Origin of the sequence: Aquabacterium sp. NJ1, assembly GCF_000768065.1 — a bacterium.
In the GTDB taxonomy this organism is placed as follows: domain Bacteria; phylum Pseudomonadota; class Gammaproteobacteria; order Burkholderiales; family Burkholderiaceae_C; genus Aquabacterium.
This window is the reverse complement of record NZ_JRKM01000001.1, coordinates 2,196,382-2,214,999: the sequence shown is the minus strand read 5'-3', so window position 1 is coordinate 2,214,999 and position 18,618 is coordinate 2,196,382. Positions and strand designations below refer to the sequence as shown.

Genomic DNA, 18,618 nt, shown 5'->3' with positions numbered 1-18,618 from the left:
CAACCATGCAGTTCCACACCGACTTGTCGCAACGCGGCATTGCTGGGCTCAAGCAGGCTTTTCGCCAGGGGCGACCCGTGGCCGCGGCCGAACTCAAGGGCTTTTACGCGGGCGTACCCGCTGGCCCCTGGTGGTTTCGCCTGGGCAGCGGGCCCATCATGCGCATGACCGGCTTTGGCGGCTGGATGGGCAAACAATTCCTGGGGGAAGGGCGCGCGGCCAACCAGTTTCAGGCGAAGGCGGGCATCGAGCTTCGATTTCCCATGACCCTGGATCGTGCGCCCTCGCGCCTGGATGGCATCGACACGCTGGTGCTGAACTATCCGGCGGACGCACGTGCACCTTGGTGCTGGGTGACCGATGAACTCCGGCGCATGGATGACGGCTGCATCCTGGGCATGACGTTTGTGGATGCGCCCTTGCTCAAGCACCTGGTGTTCCCTTTTGTGCTCACGTCGCCCTCGAAATGAGGCGGTGTCCTGGTGAGGCCAGGTCCTGGCTGACTCGGGCCAGCCTCAATCCAGCGTGATGCCCAGCACCCCTGCCAGTTGCGGGGCGTGCGCCCATTCCAGCGAGCCACCAAGCAGACCGATGGCCAGGCGCAGCATGGCCTGGCGCGTGCGCTGCCAAAGGGCTTCTGTTGGCGCCTCCGGGCCAAAGTGGAAGCGGTAGCCCAGGTACTCGACCCCGATCACAAAGGACTCGATCTGGAGCGGATCAAACGATGCGCGGCCCAGCCCGACGGCCATCTGGTTCAGCTCGGCCGCGATGGCCTCCAGCACACGCTGGCGGTGCGCGTACGCCGGTGACCTGACATCTTGCATCTCGGCAAAAATGGCGCGCACCACCGGGCCCGTTTGCTCGCCCCAGGCTCGCCAGGCCTGCAGGCCCGCCTCCACCTTCTGCATAGGGCCATCGGCCTCGCGAATGGCGGTGACCACCAAGGAGATCAAGCGATCGTTGGCCTCCTTGAGGATCAGCTCCAGCACCTCATCGGTATTCTTGAAATAGCGGTAGAAGGTGGGACGGGAAATCTCGCACGCCTGCGTGATCAACTCCACGGACACACCGTGTGAGCCATGGTCGGCAAAGACTTGCGCCGCCCCTTGCAGGATCTGGCGGCGCATGAGTTCTGTTTCGGTGGCGTTGCGCGGCGGGCGGCCTTTGCCTCGCTTGTGGCTTGCGGCAGCGTCAGCATGGGCGTTCGATGGCATGCCTGCGATTGTAGAAGGCCGTGGCCAACGCTTCCCACGATCTTCACGCGCGCTAGGGCTTGACCTGCACCACCACCTTGCCCTTTGCCCGGCCTTCGGCCAGATAGGCCAGGGCCTCTTTGGCCTTGTCGAACGGGAACACCTTGTCAATCACGGGGCGGATGCGTTCCGACGCCAGCAAGTCGCCGATCTGCGCGAGCTGCGCGCCGTTCGCCTGCACGAAGAAGAAGGAGTAGGTCGCCCCTTGCTGGCTTGCCAGGCGGGAGACCTTGCGGCTCATCAAGCTGAACACGAAGGCAAAGAAGAAGTTCATGCCCCGGGCTCGCGCGAAGGCAGCGTCCAATGGGCCGACGAGCGAGACGAGCTTGCCGCCCGGCTTGAGAATCTTGATGGCTTTCTCGATCTCTTCGTCGCGCAGCGTGCCGAGCACCACGTCATAACCCTCGAGGACCTTTTCGAACGCCTGCTTCCGATAGTCGATGACCTCTTGCGCACCCAGGCCGCTGACCAGTGGCACGTTGCCCGTGCTGGTCGTGGTGCCCACCCGTGCGCCAAAGTGCTTTGCCAGCTGGATCGCCATCGTGCCAATGCCGCCCGCGCCCGCGGGGATGAAGACCTTCTGACCAGCACGCAGGCCAGCCCTGTCCTTCAAGGCCTGCCAGGCGGTGAGTGCCACCATGGGGATGGACGCAGCCTGAACAAAGTCCAGATTGGCGGGTTTCAAGGCGGCCGCGCTTTCAGGTACCGTCGCGAATTCGGCGAGGGTGCCGCGTTCGAGGTCGAAGACGCTGGCGAAGATCGCATCGCCTGGCTTGAAGCGGGTGACACGGCTGCCGACCTTGGTCACCACACCGGCGACGTCGCTGCCGATCGTGGCCGGCAACTGGAACTTGAGCACGGGCTTGAACATCCCCGTGAGAATCATGTTGTCGATCGGGTTCAGGCCCACCGCGTGAACCTGCACCAGCATCTCATCGGGCTGGAGAGTGGGCGTGGGCACGTCTGTGAACCCGACGTCGGGGGACTTGCCGTAGCGTTTGAATGTCAGTGCTTTCATGGTGTGTTCAGAATGCAGTGCGGTTGTAGGGCTGGATGACCTTGGGTGGCTGCAGAAAGGCCGTCAGACCTTGGAACCACATCACTTCTCGGAAGTCACCGCTGATGGTCAAGTCTTTGCTGGCCAGGCTCTGGAGGAAGGCGGCCTGGCTGTCCTTTGCTGACAGGGTGGCGAAACCGGCCCCGGCATCTTTGAAGCACAGCGTGAACTGGGGGTTCGCCGTCAGCCCGGCATGACTGCGGATGGCGCCCTCTTCAATGACAAAGTAGCGGCCGGATCCTGATGCTGTGCGGATCTGAAAGACCAGTCGTTTGGCCTGGATGTAGCGCGCGAAGTCCGGGTTCTTCTTGACTTGTCGCTTCAGCATCTGGGCAAACGCCCACAACAAAAATTTGAACTTGAGCATGGGGGCAACCTCAGGGGGTAGAGAAGTCAGCGGTCAGGGTGGTGCCGGTCATCGCGTGTCACTCCTTCAAGAACTGACGCACGTGTTGCAGAAACCGTTGCGGGTACTGGAACTGCGCCGCATGGCCTGCGTCCGGGTAGATGAACAACTGCGCGTTGGGCAGGTTGCGCGCCATGTAGAACGAATTGATCGTGGGGATCATCACGTCGTTCACGCCATTGAGGATGAACGTGGGCTGGTGGATACCGCGCAGGTAGGCGAAGGGATCGTCCTCGGACAGCCGAGGCAGGTACAGCATGTTGGCCTCGATCTGGGCATTCGCCACTTCGGGCGAAGAGGGCGGATCTTGATCGGCACGCAGATGCCGCCTGTCCCAGAACGCTCTGGCGGCCTGTTCGGCCTGCGCAGATCGCCCAAAGAACAGGTAGAGGAAGTCATCGAACGTCGGCACGGGATTGACGGCCGTGCTCAACACGCGTGATTCCATGTCGGGGTCGCCGCCACGAGGGCCTGTGCCCAGCAGCATCAGCTTGCGCACCAGCGCAGGGTGCCGCCAGGTCATGTCCAGGGCCTGGAAGCCACCCAGCGAAAAGCCCAGGACGTCAACCTGCTTGAGCCCCAGCGCGCGGACGAAGGCGGCTGCGTCGTCCGCCATGTCTTCGATGCGCGTGCGCGGTTGACCGCCTGAGGAGGAGATGCCACGCCCGTTGTACAGGATGACCTCGCGGTCCTCTGCGAGCCCGTCCGTCATCAATGGGTCCCAGTGGTCCATGCCACCACGAAAGTGCTGCAGGAACAGCAAGGGCGGTTGCGAGGAATCGGTGTTGCCCCAGCGGCGGTAGGCCAGCTGCACACCGTCGACTTCAAGGAAGCGCGTGGGCGCGGTGATGTGGGTGATGGGGGTGATCATCTTGGCGGTTTCCTGATGTGATACGCGTGCGCGGTGGCGTGTCAGGCTGGCAGGCGATAACGCTCAGCCGCGTGCGCCTGGCGGACGTCTGACAGCAAGCCTTGGCGCGCGCCATTGAGCGCGTCCCAGCGCTCGGCCACGTGGAGAGGCGGGATCGTGACCAGTTCGCGGCGATCGAACCCGATCAGGGCCGCGTCGACGAGTTCGTCCACCTCCATGACTTCGGGGAGCGTGTTGACGTCCACGCCCGAGCGCTCCCAGATTTCCGTGCGCGTGGCCGCCGGCAGCACGGCCTGCACGTAGACGCCCTTGGGGCCCAGCTCCAGGCTCAGCCCCTGCGACAGGAACAGGACGAAGGACTTGCTGGCGCCATAGACCGACATGCCGAGCTCAGGGGCCAGCCCCACGACCGAACCGAGGTTCACGATGGCGCCTGTGCCGGCCTGGGCGAGCCGCGGGGCCATGGCCGCGGCCAGGCGTGTGGGTGCGGTGACGTTGAGCGCGATCAGTTGCTCGATGCGCTGCCCGTTTTGCTGAAGGAAATCGCCGGACTGCGCGATGCCGGCGTTGTTGATGAGGATCCCGATGCGGGCGTCTTCGCGCAGCAGTGCCTCGACAGAAGCGAGGTCCGGCTGAAGCGTCAGGTCGGCCTGGCGCACGTCGACGGCCACACCGTAGCTTGAGCGCAAGCGTGCGGCGATGGCGTCGAGGCGGGTCTTGTCGCGTGCAACCAGCACGAGGTCGTGGCCGCGCTGCGCAAAGCGATCTGCGTAAACGGCGCCGATGCCGCTGGATGCGCCTGTGATGAGGACGGCAGGAAGGTGGCTCATGTCGAATTGCTCCTTGGCAGGGGATGCCGTTTGGTCGATGTGAATAATGATTACGTACATAATCAAAAAAGTCAAGACTTTGATGATGGTTGTAATCAATGTATGATCGCCAGCCAGGAAAGCGCGAAATCCACCGCGAACGAGCATGAAAGTCACCAAGGCGCAGGCGCAGGCGAACCGGGCGCACGTTGTTGAAACTGCTTCCCAGCTGTTTCGCGAGCGTGGCTTCGATGGCGTTGGTGTGGCCGACTTGATGGCCGCCGCCGGCTTCACCCATGGCGGCTTCTACAAGCAGTTCGGCTCCAAGACGGATCTGATCGCAGAGGCGACCGCGTGCGGCATCGGTCAGACGGTCGCGCTGGCTGACGGGGTGGACCCGGTGTCGTTCGTCCAGCAGTACGTGTCCCGAGCGCACCGCGATGGCCGCGCGACCGGTTGCACGATGGCCGCCTTGGGTGGTGATGCGGCGCGGCAGCCAGACCATGTCCGGGCCGCTTTTGTGAGCGGCATCGAGAGCCTGGTGGCCGACTTGAGCCAACAGGGCAGCCTCGCTGGCGCCGATCCCGCTCAAGCACGGGCGAAGAGCCTCGATGTGTTGGCGCACGCCGTGGGCGCCATCGTCATGTCCAGGGCCTGCCCCGACGACTCGCCGCTGGCCGACGAAATCCTGACGGCCTGCCGCCATGCCCTGCTGGCTGAGCTTGGTCAGCCTGAGGCGGCCCCTCGCCCCCGCAGGAAGGGCGATGCCCCATCCCGTGCCCGGCCGGCAAAGTGATCATGTGATCCCCCTGGCTTGGCTGGTCACTTTACAAGAACGGCATCCATGGCGGACCTGACACCCGATGAACTGAACAGCTTGCGTGCCGATGCATGGTTTGCCAGCCTGCCTGCGGACTTGGCCAGCTGGCTGGTGGCGCAGGGGGCCGTCAAGACCTTGCTCCCCGGGCAGCATCTGTACTTTCGGGGTGATCCTTGGGATGGCCTCTATGCGGTGCTGACGGGCGTGCTGCGCGTGGCCAGTGTCACGGAAGCTGGCAAGGAATCGGTGCTGTCCTTCCTGGAGGCGCCCACCTGGTTCGGTGAAATTGCCTTGTTTGATCAATTGCCCCGCACGCACGATACGGCCGCAGACACGGCGGCAACCCTGCTGCATATTGGCCGGGAGAAGCTCGAAGCGTTGCTGGAGGCGCAGCCTCGCTACTGGCGATTCTTTGGTCGCTTGATGGCATTGAAGACCCGTCTGGCCTTCCTGGGGCTGGAGGACCTGGCCGTGTTGCCACCTGAGGGGCGCCTGGCCCGGCGCCTGGTGTGGATGATGCGCACGGCTGGCGGTGTGACCCGCGATGGGCGGGTGCGCCTGGGCATCAATCAGTCCAATCTGGCGCTGATGTTGTCCATGTCTCGACAGACGGCCAACAAGGTGCTCATGACCCTGCAATCGAGAGGGATCATCCGTGTGAGCGTCGGGGCGCTTGAGGTCCTGGATGAAGATGCCTTGGCCGATGCCGCCGGCCTGTCCGAGTCAGAGCGCCGCTTGTTGCACTCCCTGACGGGGCAACCGTCGGGTACACGCCAAGCTTAGCCAGGGCCTGAGCCGCTGCTTGTCGCTCGCGCCCCACTATTGACTGCAGCTTGGCGCTTGCGGTATGGGATTGGCGAGCAAGGCAAAGCACCTGTCCTTAGGATGGGCGGGACCCGTGCTGTGTGTGCGTGTGCGGGTCAGAAGGAAGGGCCACGTCGCCGTTGTGCGTCCACGCTGCTGCCTTTGTTCATGCGGCTCAGGGCGAAGCAAGCCAAGGCAGGATCAACGGATGCCGGCACCTCGTCACAGGTCCAACCTCGTCTCAGCGCTGCGCCGTCTTTCCAGCAAGCTCGATCTTGATCCAACACCATGAAACCATTTGACATTGTCATTTTTGGCGCCACCAGTTTCGTCGGCAAGCTGGTCGTCCAGCACATGCTGGAGGTGCATGGTGTCGGGCGATCGGTCAACTGGGCCATGGCCGGGCGCTCGGCATCGAAGCTGCAGGCGCTCAAAGACCGTTGTGTGCCTTCCGCGGCTGATGTCCCCGTCTTGATGGCCGATGCCGAAGACCTTGATCAGCTCAAGCGCATGTGTGAGCAGACCAAGGTGGTCATCACCACAGCCGGCCCCTTTTCGCTGTACGGTGACAAGCTGATCCAGGCCTGCGCCGAAACGGGCACCGACTACTGCGACATCACCGGTGAAACCGTGTGGGTGGCCGAGATGATGAAGCGCCACGAAAAGACGGCGCAGCGCACAGGCGCCAGGCTGGTCAATTTCTGTGGTTTTGATTCGATCCCATCCGACATGGGTGTGCACTTTCTGCAGCAAGCGTCTCAGCGTCTATTCAACGCGCCCTGCACGCAGGTGCGGCTGCGCGTGTTCCATGCACGCGGCAATCCGCCCGGCGGCACTTACGCCACACTCCTTGATGGCATCGGCAAGGCGGCGCAGGACAAAACCTATCGGCAAGCCCTGTCCGACCCCTACCTGCTGTGCCCGCCTGGCCATGGGTTGACGCAAAGCCAGAACGAGGCTTACCTGCCCATGTTTGACAAGGACTTCAAGCAATGGACGGCGGCCTTTGTCATGGCGGCCATCAACACGCGCGTGGTGCACCGCAGCCATGCGCTGTTGGGCAAGCGCTATGGCGCCGAATTCAAATACGACGAGGCCATCCTGGTCGGCCGCAGTGTGTGGGGTCTTGTCGGGGCGTATGTCGTGACAGCGTTCATGTTCACCTTCGTTGCGCTGGCCGCTGCAAGCTGGACCAGGTCTTTGCTGCAACGCTTCCTGGTGCCCAAGCCCGGTCAAGGCTCGAACCTGGCCTCACTCAAAAAGTGCAGCTTTGATGTGCGCCTGACGGGTGAGACTGCCAAGGGCGAGACCGTCAGGGTGCGTCTGGCAGGCCAGGGTGACCCGGCTTGTTATGCCACGTCGCGCATGCTGGCTGAATCGGGCATTTGCCTGGCGCAGGACATCAGCAAGGCCGACAAGCCCGGCGGCTTCTGGACCACGGCCAGCATCTTCTCGGACAAGCTGATTGACCGATTGAACCAGCACGGTCAGATGACATTCGAGGTGCTTGATCCCCAGGGGCCGTCCACGGGGCTCACGCGCACCTCATGACGCGCGGTGAGCCCTGAAGGCCTGCAACATCGTCTCCACGCAGGCGGCGATGTGCTTTCGCTCGGTCTCAGGGGCATGATCCGCGATGCCGAGCAAGACCTTGAAGTTCTGCGCGCCCAGCAGCATGGACAGGAACTGTTCTGCGGCGGTGACGGGGTCGGTGACGTGCAGCGATTGCGCTTGATGTGCAGATCGCAGATACGACGCGACGCCCGTGATGACGCGCTGAGGCCCTTGCTCATAAAAAGTCCTGCAGGCGGTGTTCTGCTGGCCAGCCAGGGTGAAGAGCACCCGCTGCTGGGCAACCACTTGCTCATTGCGCATCAGAAACAAGAACTGGCTCCCCAGTTTCGTCAGGGCCTCTCTGGGCTTGTTCGGATCAAGTTCTTCGCTGACGCTGACGCCCGCGACAAGGTCGCTGAGCGTGCTGACCACGGCGGCAAAGAGATCGTCCTTGGAAGGGTAGTAGCTGTAGACGGTCACCTTGGACACGCCCGCTTCCTGGGCGACGGACTCCATGCTGGTCCGCTCGTAGCCGTGTTTCAGAAATTGCGCCGTCGCCGCCTCCAGCACGCGCTGTACGCGGGCATTGCTGCGAGGGCGCCCACGGCGTGGGGCTGGGGTGATGGGGTCAAGCATGTGGCGTGCTGCGATCTGGTGCCATAGGGTCAATACTAGCCGCTTCCGTTTATCTTTACTGTACAGTTCAGTAATGTAATTAGGCAACACACTGCGCGCACGGCGCTTGGCACGGTTAACACGGTTCAGCCCGAGCGATACCGGATGGCGATAGGTCGTCAGTGTGTTTCTCATCAATGGAGCAATCAGGCCATGAACACTTTAGCGACTCATCTGGATGCCGACTCATACCGTGATCGCAAGAAGGCGCTTTGGACCTTTGCGATGCTGGGGGCGCTTTCACCATGCATCGGCCCCTTGGCCTCCACATGGGGTTACCAAAGCTCGTTTTGGTACTTTGTCGCGCCGCTGATGATCTACGTGATGATCCCGCTTGGTGACTACTTCTTGGGCGAGGACACGAACAACCCTCCTGAGGCAGCAGTCCCGAGGCTTGAGCAAGATCGCTACTACAGATTCGTCGTGTACATGATCGTGCCTGTGCTGTGGGGCGTCACCATCTTCAACGCGATGTTCCTCGCCACGCATGACGTCAGGTGGTACGAGTGGCTGGTCACTGCCTTGAGCACCGGCACGGTCATGGGGCTTACGCTGACGGTGAGCCATGAGCTTGGGCACAAAAAAGAATGGCTCCCGCGCAAAGTCGGCCTGATCAACTCTGCGCTGTGCGCATACGGTCACTTCTCCATTGAACACAATCGCGGGCACCACCGGCATGTTGCCACGCCTGAGGATCCGGCCTCGTCACAGATGGGCGAGAGCGTTTACAGATTTGCATTCCGCGAGTTGCCGGGTTGCTTCTTTCGCGCATGGGACCTGGAAGAGGAGCGCCTGGCCCGCATGGGCAAGTCGGCCTGGAGCTGGGGGAACGAGATCCTCCAGGGGTGGTTGGTCACCGCCGTGGTGTACGGCACGCTGATCTACGTTTACGGTGGGTCGATGGTGCCGGTCCTTGCTGTCGTCGCCTTGTGGGGGGCCTTCCAGCTGACACTCGCCAACTATGTCGAGCACTACGGGCTGACGCGCCAGAAGGTGCCCGGCGGGCGCTACGAGCGTTGCGAGCCACATCATTCTTGGAACAGCAACCACATTGTCTCCAATCTGGTCATGTTTCACTTGCAGCGGCATTCTGATCACCACGCGAACCCCACACGCAGCTACCAGTCGCTTCGCAACTTCCCGGATCTGCCGACTTTGCCCGCTGGTTACTTCGCCATGTTCATCCTGGCTTTGGTGCCGCCAGCCTGGTTTGCCGTCATGGACCGCCGGCTGATTCAGGCCGTGAACGGTGACACGAAGCGCATCAACTTTCTGGGTGGCAAGCGTGCTGCGCTCATGCGCAAGTTCTTTCCAGACTCGGTGAGCGCCAATTGACCTTGGTGACCTCACTCGCTTCCTTTCAATGTTCAACGGATACCCCATGTCAATGTTGCAAATCGCTTTCGCCATGTTCGCCGCCGGTGCCGGCGGTGGCTTGCTTTTCACCACGCTCATCGTCCTGAACAAGCGATACCCGCGCTGGTTCGGTTCAGGCCACGGCCTGTTGGGGCTCTCCGCCTTGGCTGTCCTGGCTTACGCCGTGTCGCAATCCACCTCGCCCATTTCATCGGCCACATGGTGGGCGGCGGGCGTGCTGGGCATGGCGTGGTGTGGCGGGGTCGTGATGTTCCGTGTGCTGCGGCCCAAGTCACGCCCATTGGTGTTGGCGCTCATGCACGGCGGCCTTGCGCTGGCAGGGATTTATCTGCTCTATCGGGTCGCCTTTTAAGGGCCTGAATACCCTTCCTGCGCGATCGACCATCCAGAAAGACAGGCGATGAGGTCGACCAGAACCATGATCATGGGCCCGCGCAGCATGGCGGAACTCCATGCCTTCGAGCAAGCGCTGACGGGCATCGCCGACGAGGCGCGCGCTCGCGTAGGGGCTGAAGACGCCCGCTACATCACACGCGTGCTCCACTTTGTGCGCATCACGGAAACGCTGGGGCGTGCCCTGCTGATGTTTGGCTGGTTTCCGCCCACCTGGCTCTTGGGCGCCTGCCTGCTGGGCCTCAGCAAAATCGTCGAGAACATGGAGCTGGGTCACAACGTCATGCACGGCCAGTTCAACTGGATGAATGACCCACGCTTCCATGGTGATGTTTACGACTGGGACAACACCTGCCCGAAGGAAGAATGGCGACATTCACACAATTACCTGCATCACCAGTTCACGAATGTGATTGGTAAAGACAGGGACTTCGGCTACGGCTTGTTGCGCCTGAGCGCAGACCTGCGCTGGAGCTGGCTGCATCCCTTCCAGTTGCCCTTGACCGCGGTGCTGGCCGGCCTCTTCGAGTGGCTGGTGGCCATCCATGACATGCAGATCGACAAGGTGGTCATTGGCCGAAGGAAGTGGTCGGATCTGCAACCCCAGTGGACACTCGTGCGCAAGAAGATGGCGCGCCAGATCGGCAAGGACTACGTGATGTGGCCTCTGGTGGGGCTGGTAGTCGGCAGCCTCTTTGGCGCCGGGCGCGACGTGGCCCTGGCCGTGTTGTGGGGCAATGTCGTGGCCAACCTGATTCGCAATGTGTGGGCGTGGGCCATCATCTTCTGCGGGCATTTCACCGATGAGATCTACACGTTCAGCCGCGATGCGATCGTGAACGAGACGCGTGGCCAGTGGTATCTGCGCCAGATCCTGGGCTCCAGCAACATCAAGGGCGGAAAGCTCATGCACTTCCTGAGTGGCAACTTGAGCCACCAGGTCGAGCATCACCTCTTTCCTGATCTGCCTGCGCACCGCTACAAGGAGATCGCGCCCCAGGTTCAAGCGGTTTGCAAGAAGTACAACGTGCCCTACAACGTGGGCTACTTCGTTCCCAAGTTGCTTTCTGTGTTGCAGCGTATCGCTCGCTATAGCTTGCCTGGCGGTTCGGACCGTGCTGTGACCATCATGGTGGAGCGCACCAGCGCCTAAGCAGCTTTTCCTTGGGGCGAGCATCGAACGCAAGCCCGAGCGTTACGCCACCTTCCACAATCCAAAACACTTTGCCGTCCATGCAGGAACGAGGGCATCGTCTCGCGCAGGACAGGGGTTGACACTGTCAACACCTTTGATCACAATGGTTGACGTTGTCAACTTGCGTCGAGGGTGTGCCCCATGAACAAGGCGAAGATTCGAATCTGGGGCCCGTGGGCGGTCATCACTGGCGCGTCCAGCGGCATTGGCCATGCCTTCGCATGGCAGCTGGCGGAACTGGGCTTGAACCTGGTGCTGTTGGGGCGTCGCAGTGAGGCCCTGGAAGGGCTTGCTACCAGGTTGCAGCAGGAGCACGGCATCAAGACGCGTGTCGTCGCCAGCGATCTGTCCAGCCCCCAGGGCAACTTGCCTCTGTTTGAGGCCACCCAGGATCTCGACGTCGGCCTGCTGGTCGCGGCAGCCGGGTACGGCTCCTCGGGGCGATTCCTGACGCAGGGTCTGGTCGAAGAAATGGAGATGGTGGACGTCAACTGCAAGGCCGTGCTTGAGCAGGCCTGGTACTACGGGCACTGTTTCAAGGCGAGAGGCGGCGGCGCGATGATCCTGTTTGGCTCCGTGCTGGGCTTTCAAGGTGTGCCGCTCTCAGCCAATTACGCCGCCACCAAGGCCTATGTTCAGTCTCTGGCCGAGGCGCTTCGATGGGAGTGGCGTCTGTTCGGCATCGACGTGCTGGCCTGTGCGCCAGGGCCTGTTCGCACGGGCTTTTCCAAGCGCGCCAACATGCGCATGCAGGTCGCCATCGAGCCCGATGTGGTGGCGCAAGAAAGCCTCATGGCATTGGGCATTCAGGCCACGGTTCGGCCAGGCTGGGTGTCCAAGGTGCTCGGTTGGTCGTTGGCGATGGCGCCGCGCAGCTTGCGCGTCTACATCATGGGTAGCGTGATGCGCAGCATGGCACTGGCCGTGGCGCCGCATGCAGCCGTCAAGGCGCCCCGCTTTTCAAACCCCTCAGACAAGATGGATCGGGGTCAGTCATGACATGGACGCCTTTGCTGCGTTGCCTGCAAGGCAGCGTGCTTTTATCTCTCGCGGCCTGTACGCATACTGCACCCACGGATGCCGTGTCACCGTTGTTGTCCGACGCGCGCATGGCACCGGTGCAGGCGCGCATGGCCACAGGTGGCGCCTACGAGGAACGCGCCTGGTGGAACGATGTGGGTGGTCCGGTCCTGGACAAGTTGGTCATGGCCGGGCTTCAATCCAGCACGGATGTCCGTATCGCGTTGACGCGGGTACAGGAAGCAAGGGCAGGCTTGCAGGCCAACGAGGCCCTGTTGGCGCCCTCGGTCACGGCCAATGCGGGCTATCTCAACAAGCGCTCAGGCTTGCCTGCACCGGTGAAGCAGGGGTTGCCTGACACGCGAATGGGGCAGGTGTCGATCGGGCTGGACTGGGACATCGATGTGTTCGGCCGAAATCGTGCACTCGCCTCGGCGGCGCAACACGACGTCCAGGCGAGCGAAGCCGGCGTCGCCGGTGCCCGCCTGATGCTCATTGGCGAAGTCACCCGGCAATACGTCTTGAACCAGGGTGCTTCGCGACGCCTGGCCTTGCTGGACGAGCTCATGGCGAAACAGGAGAAGATCCTCGCCATCAACGGGCATCGGTTCGATGAAGGCGAATCATCGATCCTGGCTGTCACGGAGGCCAATGCGCAACTGGCGCAAATGAGGGCGCAACGCCATGGCCTGCTCACGCTGCAGGCCGTCACCTGTTCGCATCTGGCCAGGTTGACAGGCCTGTTCCCCGATGAGGTCAGGCAGATGTTGGCGGCCGAGCGCGCGCGTGCGTCAAGCATGAGCTTGCCCCCGTCTGCGCCAGCGGGGCAGCCGGTGGAGCTGCTGGGGCGCCGCCCCGACATCATGGCTGCCAAGGCCACGTGGCAGGCTGAATACGGCCGCCTGGATTCCGCCAAGGCGGACAAGCTGCCGCGCTTCTTCCTGAGCCTGCTCACGGGGCGCGAAGACCTGCGGCTCAACGGCATGGATCTGGCGCCCGTTGGCTTTCATCAGACCTCGCTGCTCTTTGCGCTGCCGCTGTTCAATGCCGGTCGCATAGACGCCGGCATCAAGGCGCAGTCCGCCCAGGCTCAACGTGCAGAGCTGCGTTACGAACAGGCCGTCCGGCAGGCCGTCGATGACGTGGAGTCGGCCTTGTCCGACCTGGAACAGGCGCGCGCACGAACCAGCGAGTTGGCACGTGCTGCTCAAGAGCGCCAGCAAGCTGCCCAAAGGGGCGCACACCTCCTTCGCGAGGGGCAGATCGCCTTGCTCGACGCTTTGCAGCTGGAGCAGGCCTACCTGTCGGCCAGCCTGGGCCAGGCTGAATCGCTGGAGGCGCTTCAGCTCTCTCACATTCAGGCGCAAGTGGCGCTTGGCGGCGGCTGGCGGGCCGCGACCGCTTCCGCCGAAGCGATTGATCAGAAAGGGGCTCAGCCATGAATCACTCTCTACTTCGTGCTGTTCAGTTGGGATGGATGATTCCCGCGATCGCGCTCACTTCAGCCTGCTCGCATCAGGACAAGGAAGAGCCGACCAGGCCCTTGGTCTGGACCAGCGCGGCACAACCCTTGGCCCAGCAGGCTGCCAGGGTCTTTCCCGCCTTGTTGCAGCCTCGCGTGGAAAGCCTGATCGGCTTCCAGGCGGGTGGGCGCGTCGCGTTGCGTCTGGTTGAAGTCGGCCAGCACGTGCGCGCCGGCCAGACGCTGGGGCAACTCGCCCAGGACGACCTCATGACGGGTTCGCAATCAGCCCGGCAACAAGTGGTGGCTGCCGAGGCGGAGCTTCAGCAGTTTCGTCTGGATGAGGCCAGGTTGGCGCGTCTGAGTGCGGATGGCTCCGTGCCCTCCGCGGAGCTGGAGCGTCAAGGCACCCGAGTCAGGGCCATGCAGGCGCGGCTTGATGCCTTGCGTCAGGCCGAGCAGCTGGCGCGCAACAGGGTCGACCATGCCCTGCTCAAGGCACCGTTCGACGGTGTGGTCACGCAGGTGCTCGCAGACGTGGGCCAGGTGTTGCCGGAAGGGCAGCCCTTGCTGAGCCTGGCACGGGCCGGTGAGATCGAGGCAGAGGTCTTCCTGCCCCAGGAGTTGGCCTCCAGCGTGGCGCAAACTCGTGCCGTGTTGGTCATCCCCGGCCAACCGAGCCTGCCCGCCATGCCGCTGGAGGTGCGAGAGGTCTCGCCTGTGGCTTCCGGGCCTGCTCACCAGGTGCGCGTGCGTTACACGCTGAAGGCCATGCAAGACGCGTGGCGCTCGAAGATGCACTGGGGCCAGGCCGCAGAGGTGCGCTGGGACATCAGCTCGCCCGCATCGGCCGTGGCCGTGCCTTCTGGTGCGGTGGTCAAGCGTGAGGGCGATGCATTCGTCTGGCGCTTGAGTGCGCATCAGGATCAAGTCCAGCGCCAGAAGGTCGTGGTGCAGGCCTACACCACGGATGGTGTCATCGTCGCCGGTATCACGGCCGGGACACAGGTGGTGTCGGTCGGCGCGCACTTGCTGACGGACGGCGCCCATGTCGTCGCGCGCGAAAGAACGGGCACACACCTGGATCTGAATACACCGCGAGCAGGAGAACGTTGATGCGCTCGTTCAACCTCTCGGATTGGTCGCTGCGCCATTCTTCGATGATTCTCTTCCTGATCGCGGCGACCTTGCTCAGCGGTGTGGTCGCCTTCTTCAAGCTGGGGCAATCGGAAGACCCTCAGTTCAACGTACCGGTCATGACCATTGTGGTGGCCTGGCCAGGGGCGACCACGCGTGAGGTCAACGACCACGTCATCAACCCGATCGAGCAAGCGATTCAGGACATTGGCGGCGTTGACAACATCCGAAGCTTTGCGCGACAGGGTTACGGTGGGGTGACCGTGGCCATGAAGGGGCGCTTGTCCAAGGCCGAGCTGGATGCCGTCTGGTACATGGCGCGCAAGAAGGTGGGCGACATCCGTGGCCAACTGCCCGCAGGCATCCTGGGCCCCTTCTTCAATGATGAGTACACCGACGTGTACACCACCTTGTACGCCGTCCAATCGAAAGACCTGAGTCCGGCTGAATTGCAGGAAGTCACCGAGCTCGTCAAGCGGCGCCTGCAAACGGTGCCCGAGGCGGCCAAAGTCAATGTGCTGGGCAAGCAGAAGGCTCAGGTCTTCGTCACTTTTTCGAGCCAGCGCCTTGCTGCATTGGGCGTCTCGCCGCAACTGCTCATTGACGCGCTCAGCAAACAAAATCGTGTCACGCCGGCAGGCTTTCAGGAAACGGCCGATGACCGTGTGCACGTGCTGGTCAGCGGCGGCTTCCAGCGCCTGGAGGACGTGCAGGACGTGCGCCTGAACGTGGGCAACCGGATCGTTCGACTGGGTGATGTGGCCAGCGTGAGCGCGGGCTACGAAGATCCCCCCGGTTTCACCATCCGTCATCAGGGGCAGCCGGCCCTGGCCATCGGCGTCACGATGGTTCGCAACGCCAACATCCAGAAGTTTGGCGACGCCCTTGAAAAGAAGCTGGCCGAGGTTCGCAAGGAGTTGCCGCTGGGCGTGACGGTCAAGCAGTACGCGGATCAGCCCAGCGTGGTGCACGCTTCCGTCTGGGAGTTCGAGCGCGCCTTCCTGGAGGCCTTGACCATTGTGCTGGCTGTTTGCTTCGTCTTTCTGGGCTGGCGAACGGGCATCGTGGTGGCCGCGTCGATCCCATTGGTGCTGGGTTTGGTGGCCATCGTCATGTACGCCATGGACTGGAGCCTGGACCGCATCTCGCTGGGCGCCCTGATCATTGCGCTGGGCTTGCTGGTCGATGACGCGATCATCGCGGTCGAGATGATGGTCGTGAAGATGGAGCAGGGCTGGGATCGCTGGCGCGCGGCCACCCACGCCTACACCTCCACCGCCTTCCCCATGCTGACAGGGACGCTGGTGACCGTGGCGGGCTTCATGCCCGTGGGTTTTGCCAAGTCGGTCGCAGGCGAGTATGCAGGCGGCATCTTCTGGATCGTGGGCCTGGCCTTGATCGTCTCCTGGGTGGTGGCGGTGCTGTTCACGCCCTATCTCGGTTTCAAGCTGCTGCCGGATCAAAAGGGGCATGCCCATCACGCGCTGTATGACGGGCCTGTGTATGCGCGGCTGCGTCGATGGGTGCTCACGGCGGTTGCCCATCGCTGGAAAGTCCTGCTGGCCACCTTGGCGGCTTTTCTGGGCGCAGCGGCGGCCATGGGCCTGGTTCAGCAGCAGTTCTTCCCGACAGCATCTCGTCCGGAACTGCTGGTGGAGTTGCGCCTGCGGGAAGGTGCGTCGTTTGCGGCCACCGAGGCTGAAGTGCGCAAGCTCGAAGCCATCCTGGCCAAGGACGCGGACATCCGTCACTTCACGGCCTACACCGGCGCGGGCAGCCCTCGCTTTTACCTGTCGCTGTCGCCCGAGTTGCCCAACCCGGCTTATGCGCAGGTGGTCGTGCTCACACGCGACCTGGATGCGCGGGAAGCCGTGCGCCATCGCTTGCTCAAGCTCTTTGAGTCCAACGAGCAGTTCCCGACCCTGCGCGGCCGGGTGGTTCGCCTGGAGTTCGGCCCACCGGTTGGTTTTCCCGTGCAGTTCCGCGTGGTCGGGCCTGACACTGACACCGTGCGCGTGATCGCCGAAAAGGTTCGTGCACGCGTGGCGCAAAGCGATCTGGTCCGCGATGTGCAGCTGGACTGGTCCGAGAAGGTGCGTGTTCAGCGCGTCGTGGTCGACCAGGTCAAGCTCGCCCGACTGGGCTTGTCCAGCACGGACGTCGCACAGATTGTCCAGGCCACGCTGCAAGGGGCACCCGTCACGCAGATGCGCCGTGGTGAGGAGTTGGTCGATATCGTGGTTCGTGCCGAGCCCACCGAACGCCGGACGCTGGAGCGCCTCAAGGACATTCAGCTGGTAGCGGCCAATGGGCAATCCGTTTCGCTCAGCCAGGTGGCCGAGGTGAAGGCCGACTTTGAGGACCCCGTCCTGCAGCGTCGCAACAGAGAGACCACGATCACGGTGCGCGCCGACGTGGCCGATGGGGTGCAGGCGCCCTACGCGTCGGGGCACATCGAGCCCATGCTGGCTGAGATTCGGGCGCAGCTGCCGCTGGGCTACCGCATTGAAGTGGGCGGCTCCGTGGAGGAAAGCGACAAAGCCAATACGGCCTTGTTCGCCATCTTCCCGATCATGTTCCTCACCACGCTCTTCTTCCTGATGGTGCAACTGCAGAGCTTTGCGCGGATGTGGCTCGTGTTCCTGACGGCCCCGCTTGGCCTGATCGGCGTGGTGCCGGCCTTGCTGGTCTTTCATGCGCCATTTGGCTTTGTGGCCCTGCTGGGTGTCATCGCGCTGGGCGGCATGATCATGCGCAACGCGGTCATTCTGGTGGACCAGATCGATCAGGACATCAAGGAAGGTGTGGCCGCGGTGACCGCCATCGTCGAGGCCACCGTGCGACGCGCACGACCGGTCGTGTTGACGTCGGCAGCCGCCATCCTGGCCATGATCCCTTTGACCCGCAGCGTCTTTTGGGGGCCCATGGCGATCGCCATCATGGGCGGCCTGGTGGTCGCCACCGCCTTGACGCTGGTGGTGGTGCCCGCGCTGTATTCAGCCTGGTTCAAGGTCAACCCGTCACCGAAGCAGTAAGACCATGATCCAACGCGTGACGTCGGTCGTGCTGTCAGCCGTGGTGAAGACAAGGCCCGCCTTGAAGGGGCCTGGTCACATCTGTTGGCCGATGATGGCGCGGACCCGATCGAAAATGTGAGCGGGTACCTTGGCTTTGGTGGAAGCCGGCATGTCGAGATGTTGCACCACATTGGATTGCAGAATGGATGCCAGGCCATGCATGACAGACCAGATCATCATGGCGTCCAGGTCGATCTTGACGCGTGTTCCTTTGCCATCCCCATAGATGTCCTTGAGATTACGTCGAAGGATATCCAGCGTGTGCTGTGCGTCTCGTACCAGGCCCACCTCCTCGGCAGGCGCAGGCCAGGGCGTGTTGAACATGAGCCGGTACTCCAGAGGCCTATCCAGCGCAAATTCAAGATAACGCGTTCCCAGGTTGTCCAGATTCTGGCGGGGGTCTGGGCCCAGTTCCCTGTTGTCCAGATAGGCTGAGAAATCCTGAAAGCACAGCCGAATCACTTCGGCCAGCAGGTGGTCGCGCGAAGGGAAGTGCTTGTAAGGCGCCTGATGGGAGACGCCTATCCGCCTGGCAACCTCTCTCAGGCTCAGCTTCTCGACACCCTCTTCAGCGATGGCCTCTCGTGCTGCCTGAAGGCAGGCGGCCTTGATGGTCAACTCGTCATCAGTGTGGCGTGTCATGTGCGTCGATTCGAGCTTGGGCCCCAGTTGGTCGAGGGGCTGAACATGGGCATGGCCCGTTGCCGA

General features: G+C 62.8%; 18 protein-coding genes. 11 read left to right on the top strand and 7 right to left on the bottom strand.

The window, feature by feature from the left end; translation table 11 throughout:
• Window positions 1-5: 5 nt before the first annotated feature.
• Window positions 6-470: a hypothetical protein gene (locus JY96_RS22165; RefSeq protein ID WP_052162340.1), complete on the top strand. Its 465-nt coding sequence runs from the start codon at window positions 6-8 to the stop codon at window positions 468-470.
• Window positions 471-515: 45 nt separating this feature from the next.
• Here JY96_RS22165 and JY96_RS09575 read toward each other — a convergent pair whose 3' ends face one another.
• The 5 genes from JY96_RS09575 to JY96_RS09555 all read right to left on the bottom strand — a co-directional run bounded on the left by JY96_RS09575 (window position 516) and on the right by JY96_RS09555 (window position 4,417).
• Window positions 516-1,127 (bottom strand): TetR/AcrR family transcriptional regulator, encoded by a 612-nt coding sequence (locus JY96_RS09575; protein WP_161784284.1) that lies wholly within the window; start codon window positions 1,125-1,127, stop codon window positions 516-518.
• Window positions 1,128-1,266: 139 nt separating this feature from the next.
• Window positions 1,267-2,271, bottom strand: coding sequence for an NADP-dependent oxidoreductase (locus tag JY96_RS09570; RefSeq protein ID WP_035036928.1), 1,005 nt, complete (start codon window positions 2,269-2,271; stop codon window positions 1,267-1,269).
• 7 nt (window positions 2,272-2,278) lie between these two features.
• Window positions 2,279-2,677 (bottom strand): hypothetical protein, encoded by a 399-nt coding sequence (locus JY96_RS09565; protein ID WP_035036925.1) that lies wholly within the window; start codon window positions 2,675-2,677, stop codon window positions 2,279-2,281.
• Between the two features lie 58 nt (window positions 2,678-2,735).
• A complete protein-coding gene (locus tag JY96_RS09560) occupies window positions 2,736-3,587 on the bottom strand; it encodes an alpha/beta fold hydrolase (RefSeq protein ID WP_200883473.1) in 852 nt (283 codons plus the stop codon).
• A 41-nt stretch (window positions 3,588-3,628) separates the two neighbouring features.
• Window positions 3,629-4,417, bottom strand: a complete 789-nt coding sequence (locus tag JY96_RS09555; protein WP_035042050.1) for an SDR family oxidoreductase — start codon at window positions 4,415-4,417, stop codon at window positions 3,629-3,631.
• A 145-nt stretch (window positions 4,418-4,562) separates the two neighbouring features.
• On the opposite strand from JY96_RS09555, the gene JY96_RS09550 reads away from it, so the two are divergent.
• The 3 genes from JY96_RS09550 (at window position 4,563) to JY96_RS09540 (ending at window position 7,571) form a co-directional block, all read left to right on the top strand.
• Window positions 4,563-5,192, top strand: coding sequence for a TetR/AcrR family transcriptional regulator (locus JY96_RS09550; RefSeq protein ID WP_052162339.1), 630 nt, complete (start codon window positions 4,563-4,565; stop codon window positions 5,190-5,192).
• A gap of 48 nt (window positions 5,193-5,240) precedes the next feature.
• The gene (locus JY96_RS09545) at window positions 5,241-5,999 is read left to right on the top strand and encodes a Crp/Fnr family transcriptional regulator (RefSeq protein WP_081961162.1); all 759 of its coding nucleotides are present in this window, start codon (window positions 5,241-5,243) and stop codon (window positions 5,997-5,999) included.
• 309 nt (window positions 6,000-6,308) lie between these two features.
• On the top strand, window positions 6,309-7,571 hold the full coding sequence (locus tag JY96_RS09540) for a trans-acting enoyl reductase family protein (protein ID WP_035036923.1): 1,263 nt from the start codon (window positions 6,309-6,311) through the stop codon (window positions 7,569-7,571).
• Here the strand turns inward: JY96_RS09540 and JY96_RS09535 are convergent.
• Window positions 7,566-8,384, bottom strand: a complete 819-nt coding sequence (locus tag JY96_RS09535; protein WP_081961161.1) for a TetR/AcrR family transcriptional regulator — start codon at window positions 8,382-8,384, stop codon at window positions 7,566-7,568. The genes JY96_RS09540 and JY96_RS09535 overlap by 6 nt on opposite strands.
• An 18-nt stretch (window positions 8,385-8,402) precedes the next feature.
• Between JY96_RS09535 and JY96_RS09530 the strand changes: the two genes are divergently transcribed.
• The 7 genes from JY96_RS09530 to JY96_RS09500 all read left to right on the top strand — a co-directional run bounded on the left by JY96_RS09530 (window position 8,403) and on the right by JY96_RS09500 (window position 17,868).
• Window positions 8,403-9,584, top strand: a complete 1,182-nt coding sequence (locus JY96_RS09530; protein WP_035036921.1) for an alkane 1-monooxygenase — start codon at window positions 8,403-8,405, stop codon at window positions 9,582-9,584.
• 46 nt (window positions 9,585-9,630) lie between these two features.
• Window positions 9,631-9,978: a hypothetical protein gene (locus tag JY96_RS09525; protein ID WP_035036920.1), complete on the top strand. Its 348-nt coding sequence runs from the start codon at window positions 9,631-9,633 to the stop codon at window positions 9,976-9,978.
• Between the two features lie 48 nt (window positions 9,979-10,026).
• Window positions 10,027-11,172, top strand: coding sequence for an acyl-CoA desaturase (locus JY96_RS09520; RefSeq protein ID WP_035036919.1), 1,146 nt, complete (start codon window positions 10,027-10,029; stop codon window positions 11,170-11,172).
• Window positions 11,173-11,355: 183 nt separating this feature from the next.
• A complete protein-coding gene (locus JY96_RS09515) occupies window positions 11,356-12,213 on the top strand; it encodes an SDR family oxidoreductase (RefSeq protein WP_081961160.1) in 858 nt (285 codons plus the stop codon).
• Window positions 12,210-13,676, top strand: coding sequence for a TolC family protein (locus JY96_RS09510; protein ID WP_035036917.1), 1,467 nt, complete (start codon window positions 12,210-12,212; stop codon window positions 13,674-13,676). The genes JY96_RS09515 and JY96_RS09510 overlap by 4 nt, the downstream gene beginning before the upstream one ends.
• Window positions 13,677-13,711: 35 nt before the next feature.
• Window positions 13,712-14,812 carry an efflux RND transporter periplasmic adaptor subunit gene (locus tag JY96_RS09505; protein ID WP_035036914.1) on the top strand — a complete coding sequence of 367 codons (1,101 nt, stop codon included), beginning with the start codon at window positions 13,712-13,714 and terminating at the stop codon, window positions 14,810-14,812.
• Window positions 14,812-17,868: an efflux RND transporter permease subunit gene (locus JY96_RS09500; protein WP_035036911.1), complete on the top strand. Its 3,057-nt coding sequence runs from the start codon at window positions 14,812-14,814 to the stop codon at window positions 17,866-17,868. The genes JY96_RS09505 and JY96_RS09500 overlap by 1 nt, the downstream gene beginning before the upstream one ends.
• A gap of 75 nt (window positions 17,869-17,943) precedes the next feature.
• On the opposite strand, the gene JY96_RS09495 is transcribed toward JY96_RS09500, so the two are convergent.
• Window positions 17,944-18,528, bottom strand: a complete 585-nt coding sequence (locus tag JY96_RS09495; RefSeq protein ID WP_161784283.1) for a TetR/AcrR family transcriptional regulator — start codon at window positions 18,526-18,528, stop codon at window positions 17,944-17,946.
• Window positions 18,529-18,618 lie beyond the last annotated feature (90 nt).

Coding starts and splice junctions, on each gene's coding strand:
- JY96_RS22165 (WP_052162340.1), top strand. CDS start 6: ATGCAGTTCCACACCGACTTGTCGCAACGCGGCATTGCTGGGCTCAAG.
- JY96_RS09575 (WP_161784284.1), bottom strand. CDS start 1,127: ATGCGCCGCCAGATCCTGCAAGGGGCGGCGCAAGTCTTTGCCGACCAT.
- JY96_RS09570 (WP_035036928.1), bottom strand. CDS start 2,271: ATGAAAGCACTGACATTCAAACGCTACGGCAAGTCCCCCGACGTCGGG.
- JY96_RS09565 (WP_035036925.1), bottom strand. CDS start 2,677: ATGCTCAAGTTCAAATTTTTGTTGTGGGCGTTTGCCCAGATGCTGAAG.
- JY96_RS09560 (WP_200883473.1), bottom strand. CDS start 3,587: ATGATCACCCCCATCACCCACATCACCGCGCCCACGCGCTTCCTTGAA.
- JY96_RS09555 (WP_035042050.1), bottom strand. CDS start 4,417: ATGAGCCACCTTCCTGCCGTCCTCATCACAGGCGCATCCAGCGGCATC.
- JY96_RS09550 (WP_052162339.1), top strand. CDS start 4,563: ATGAAAGTCACCAAGGCGCAGGCGCAGGCGAACCGGGCGCACGTTGTT.
- JY96_RS09545 (WP_081961162.1), top strand. CDS start 5,241: ATGGCGGACCTGACACCCGATGAACTGAACAGCTTGCGTGCCGATGCA.
- JY96_RS09540 (WP_035036923.1), top strand. CDS start 6,309: ATGAAACCATTTGACATTGTCATTTTTGGCGCCACCAGTTTCGTCGGC.
- JY96_RS09535 (WP_081961161.1), bottom strand. CDS start 8,384: ATGAGAAACACACTGACGACCTATCGCCATCCGGTATCGCTCGGGCTG.
- JY96_RS09530 (WP_035036921.1), top strand. CDS start 8,403: ATGAACACTTTAGCGACTCATCTGGATGCCGACTCATACCGTGATCGC.
- JY96_RS09525 (WP_035036920.1), top strand. CDS start 9,631: ATGTCAATGTTGCAAATCGCTTTCGCCATGTTCGCCGCCGGTGCCGGC.
- JY96_RS09520 (WP_035036919.1), top strand. CDS start 10,027: ATGAGGTCGACCAGAACCATGATCATGGGCCCGCGCAGCATGGCGGAA.
- JY96_RS09515 (WP_081961160.1), top strand. CDS start 11,356: ATGAACAAGGCGAAGATTCGAATCTGGGGCCCGTGGGCGGTCATCACT.
- JY96_RS09510 (WP_035036917.1), top strand. CDS start 12,210: ATGACATGGACGCCTTTGCTGCGTTGCCTGCAAGGCAGCGTGCTTTTA.
- JY96_RS09505 (WP_035036914.1), top strand. CDS start 13,712: ATGATTCCCGCGATCGCGCTCACTTCAGCCTGCTCGCATCAGGACAAG.
- JY96_RS09500 (WP_035036911.1), top strand. CDS start 14,812: ATGCGCTCGTTCAACCTCTCGGATTGGTCGCTGCGCCATTCTTCGATG.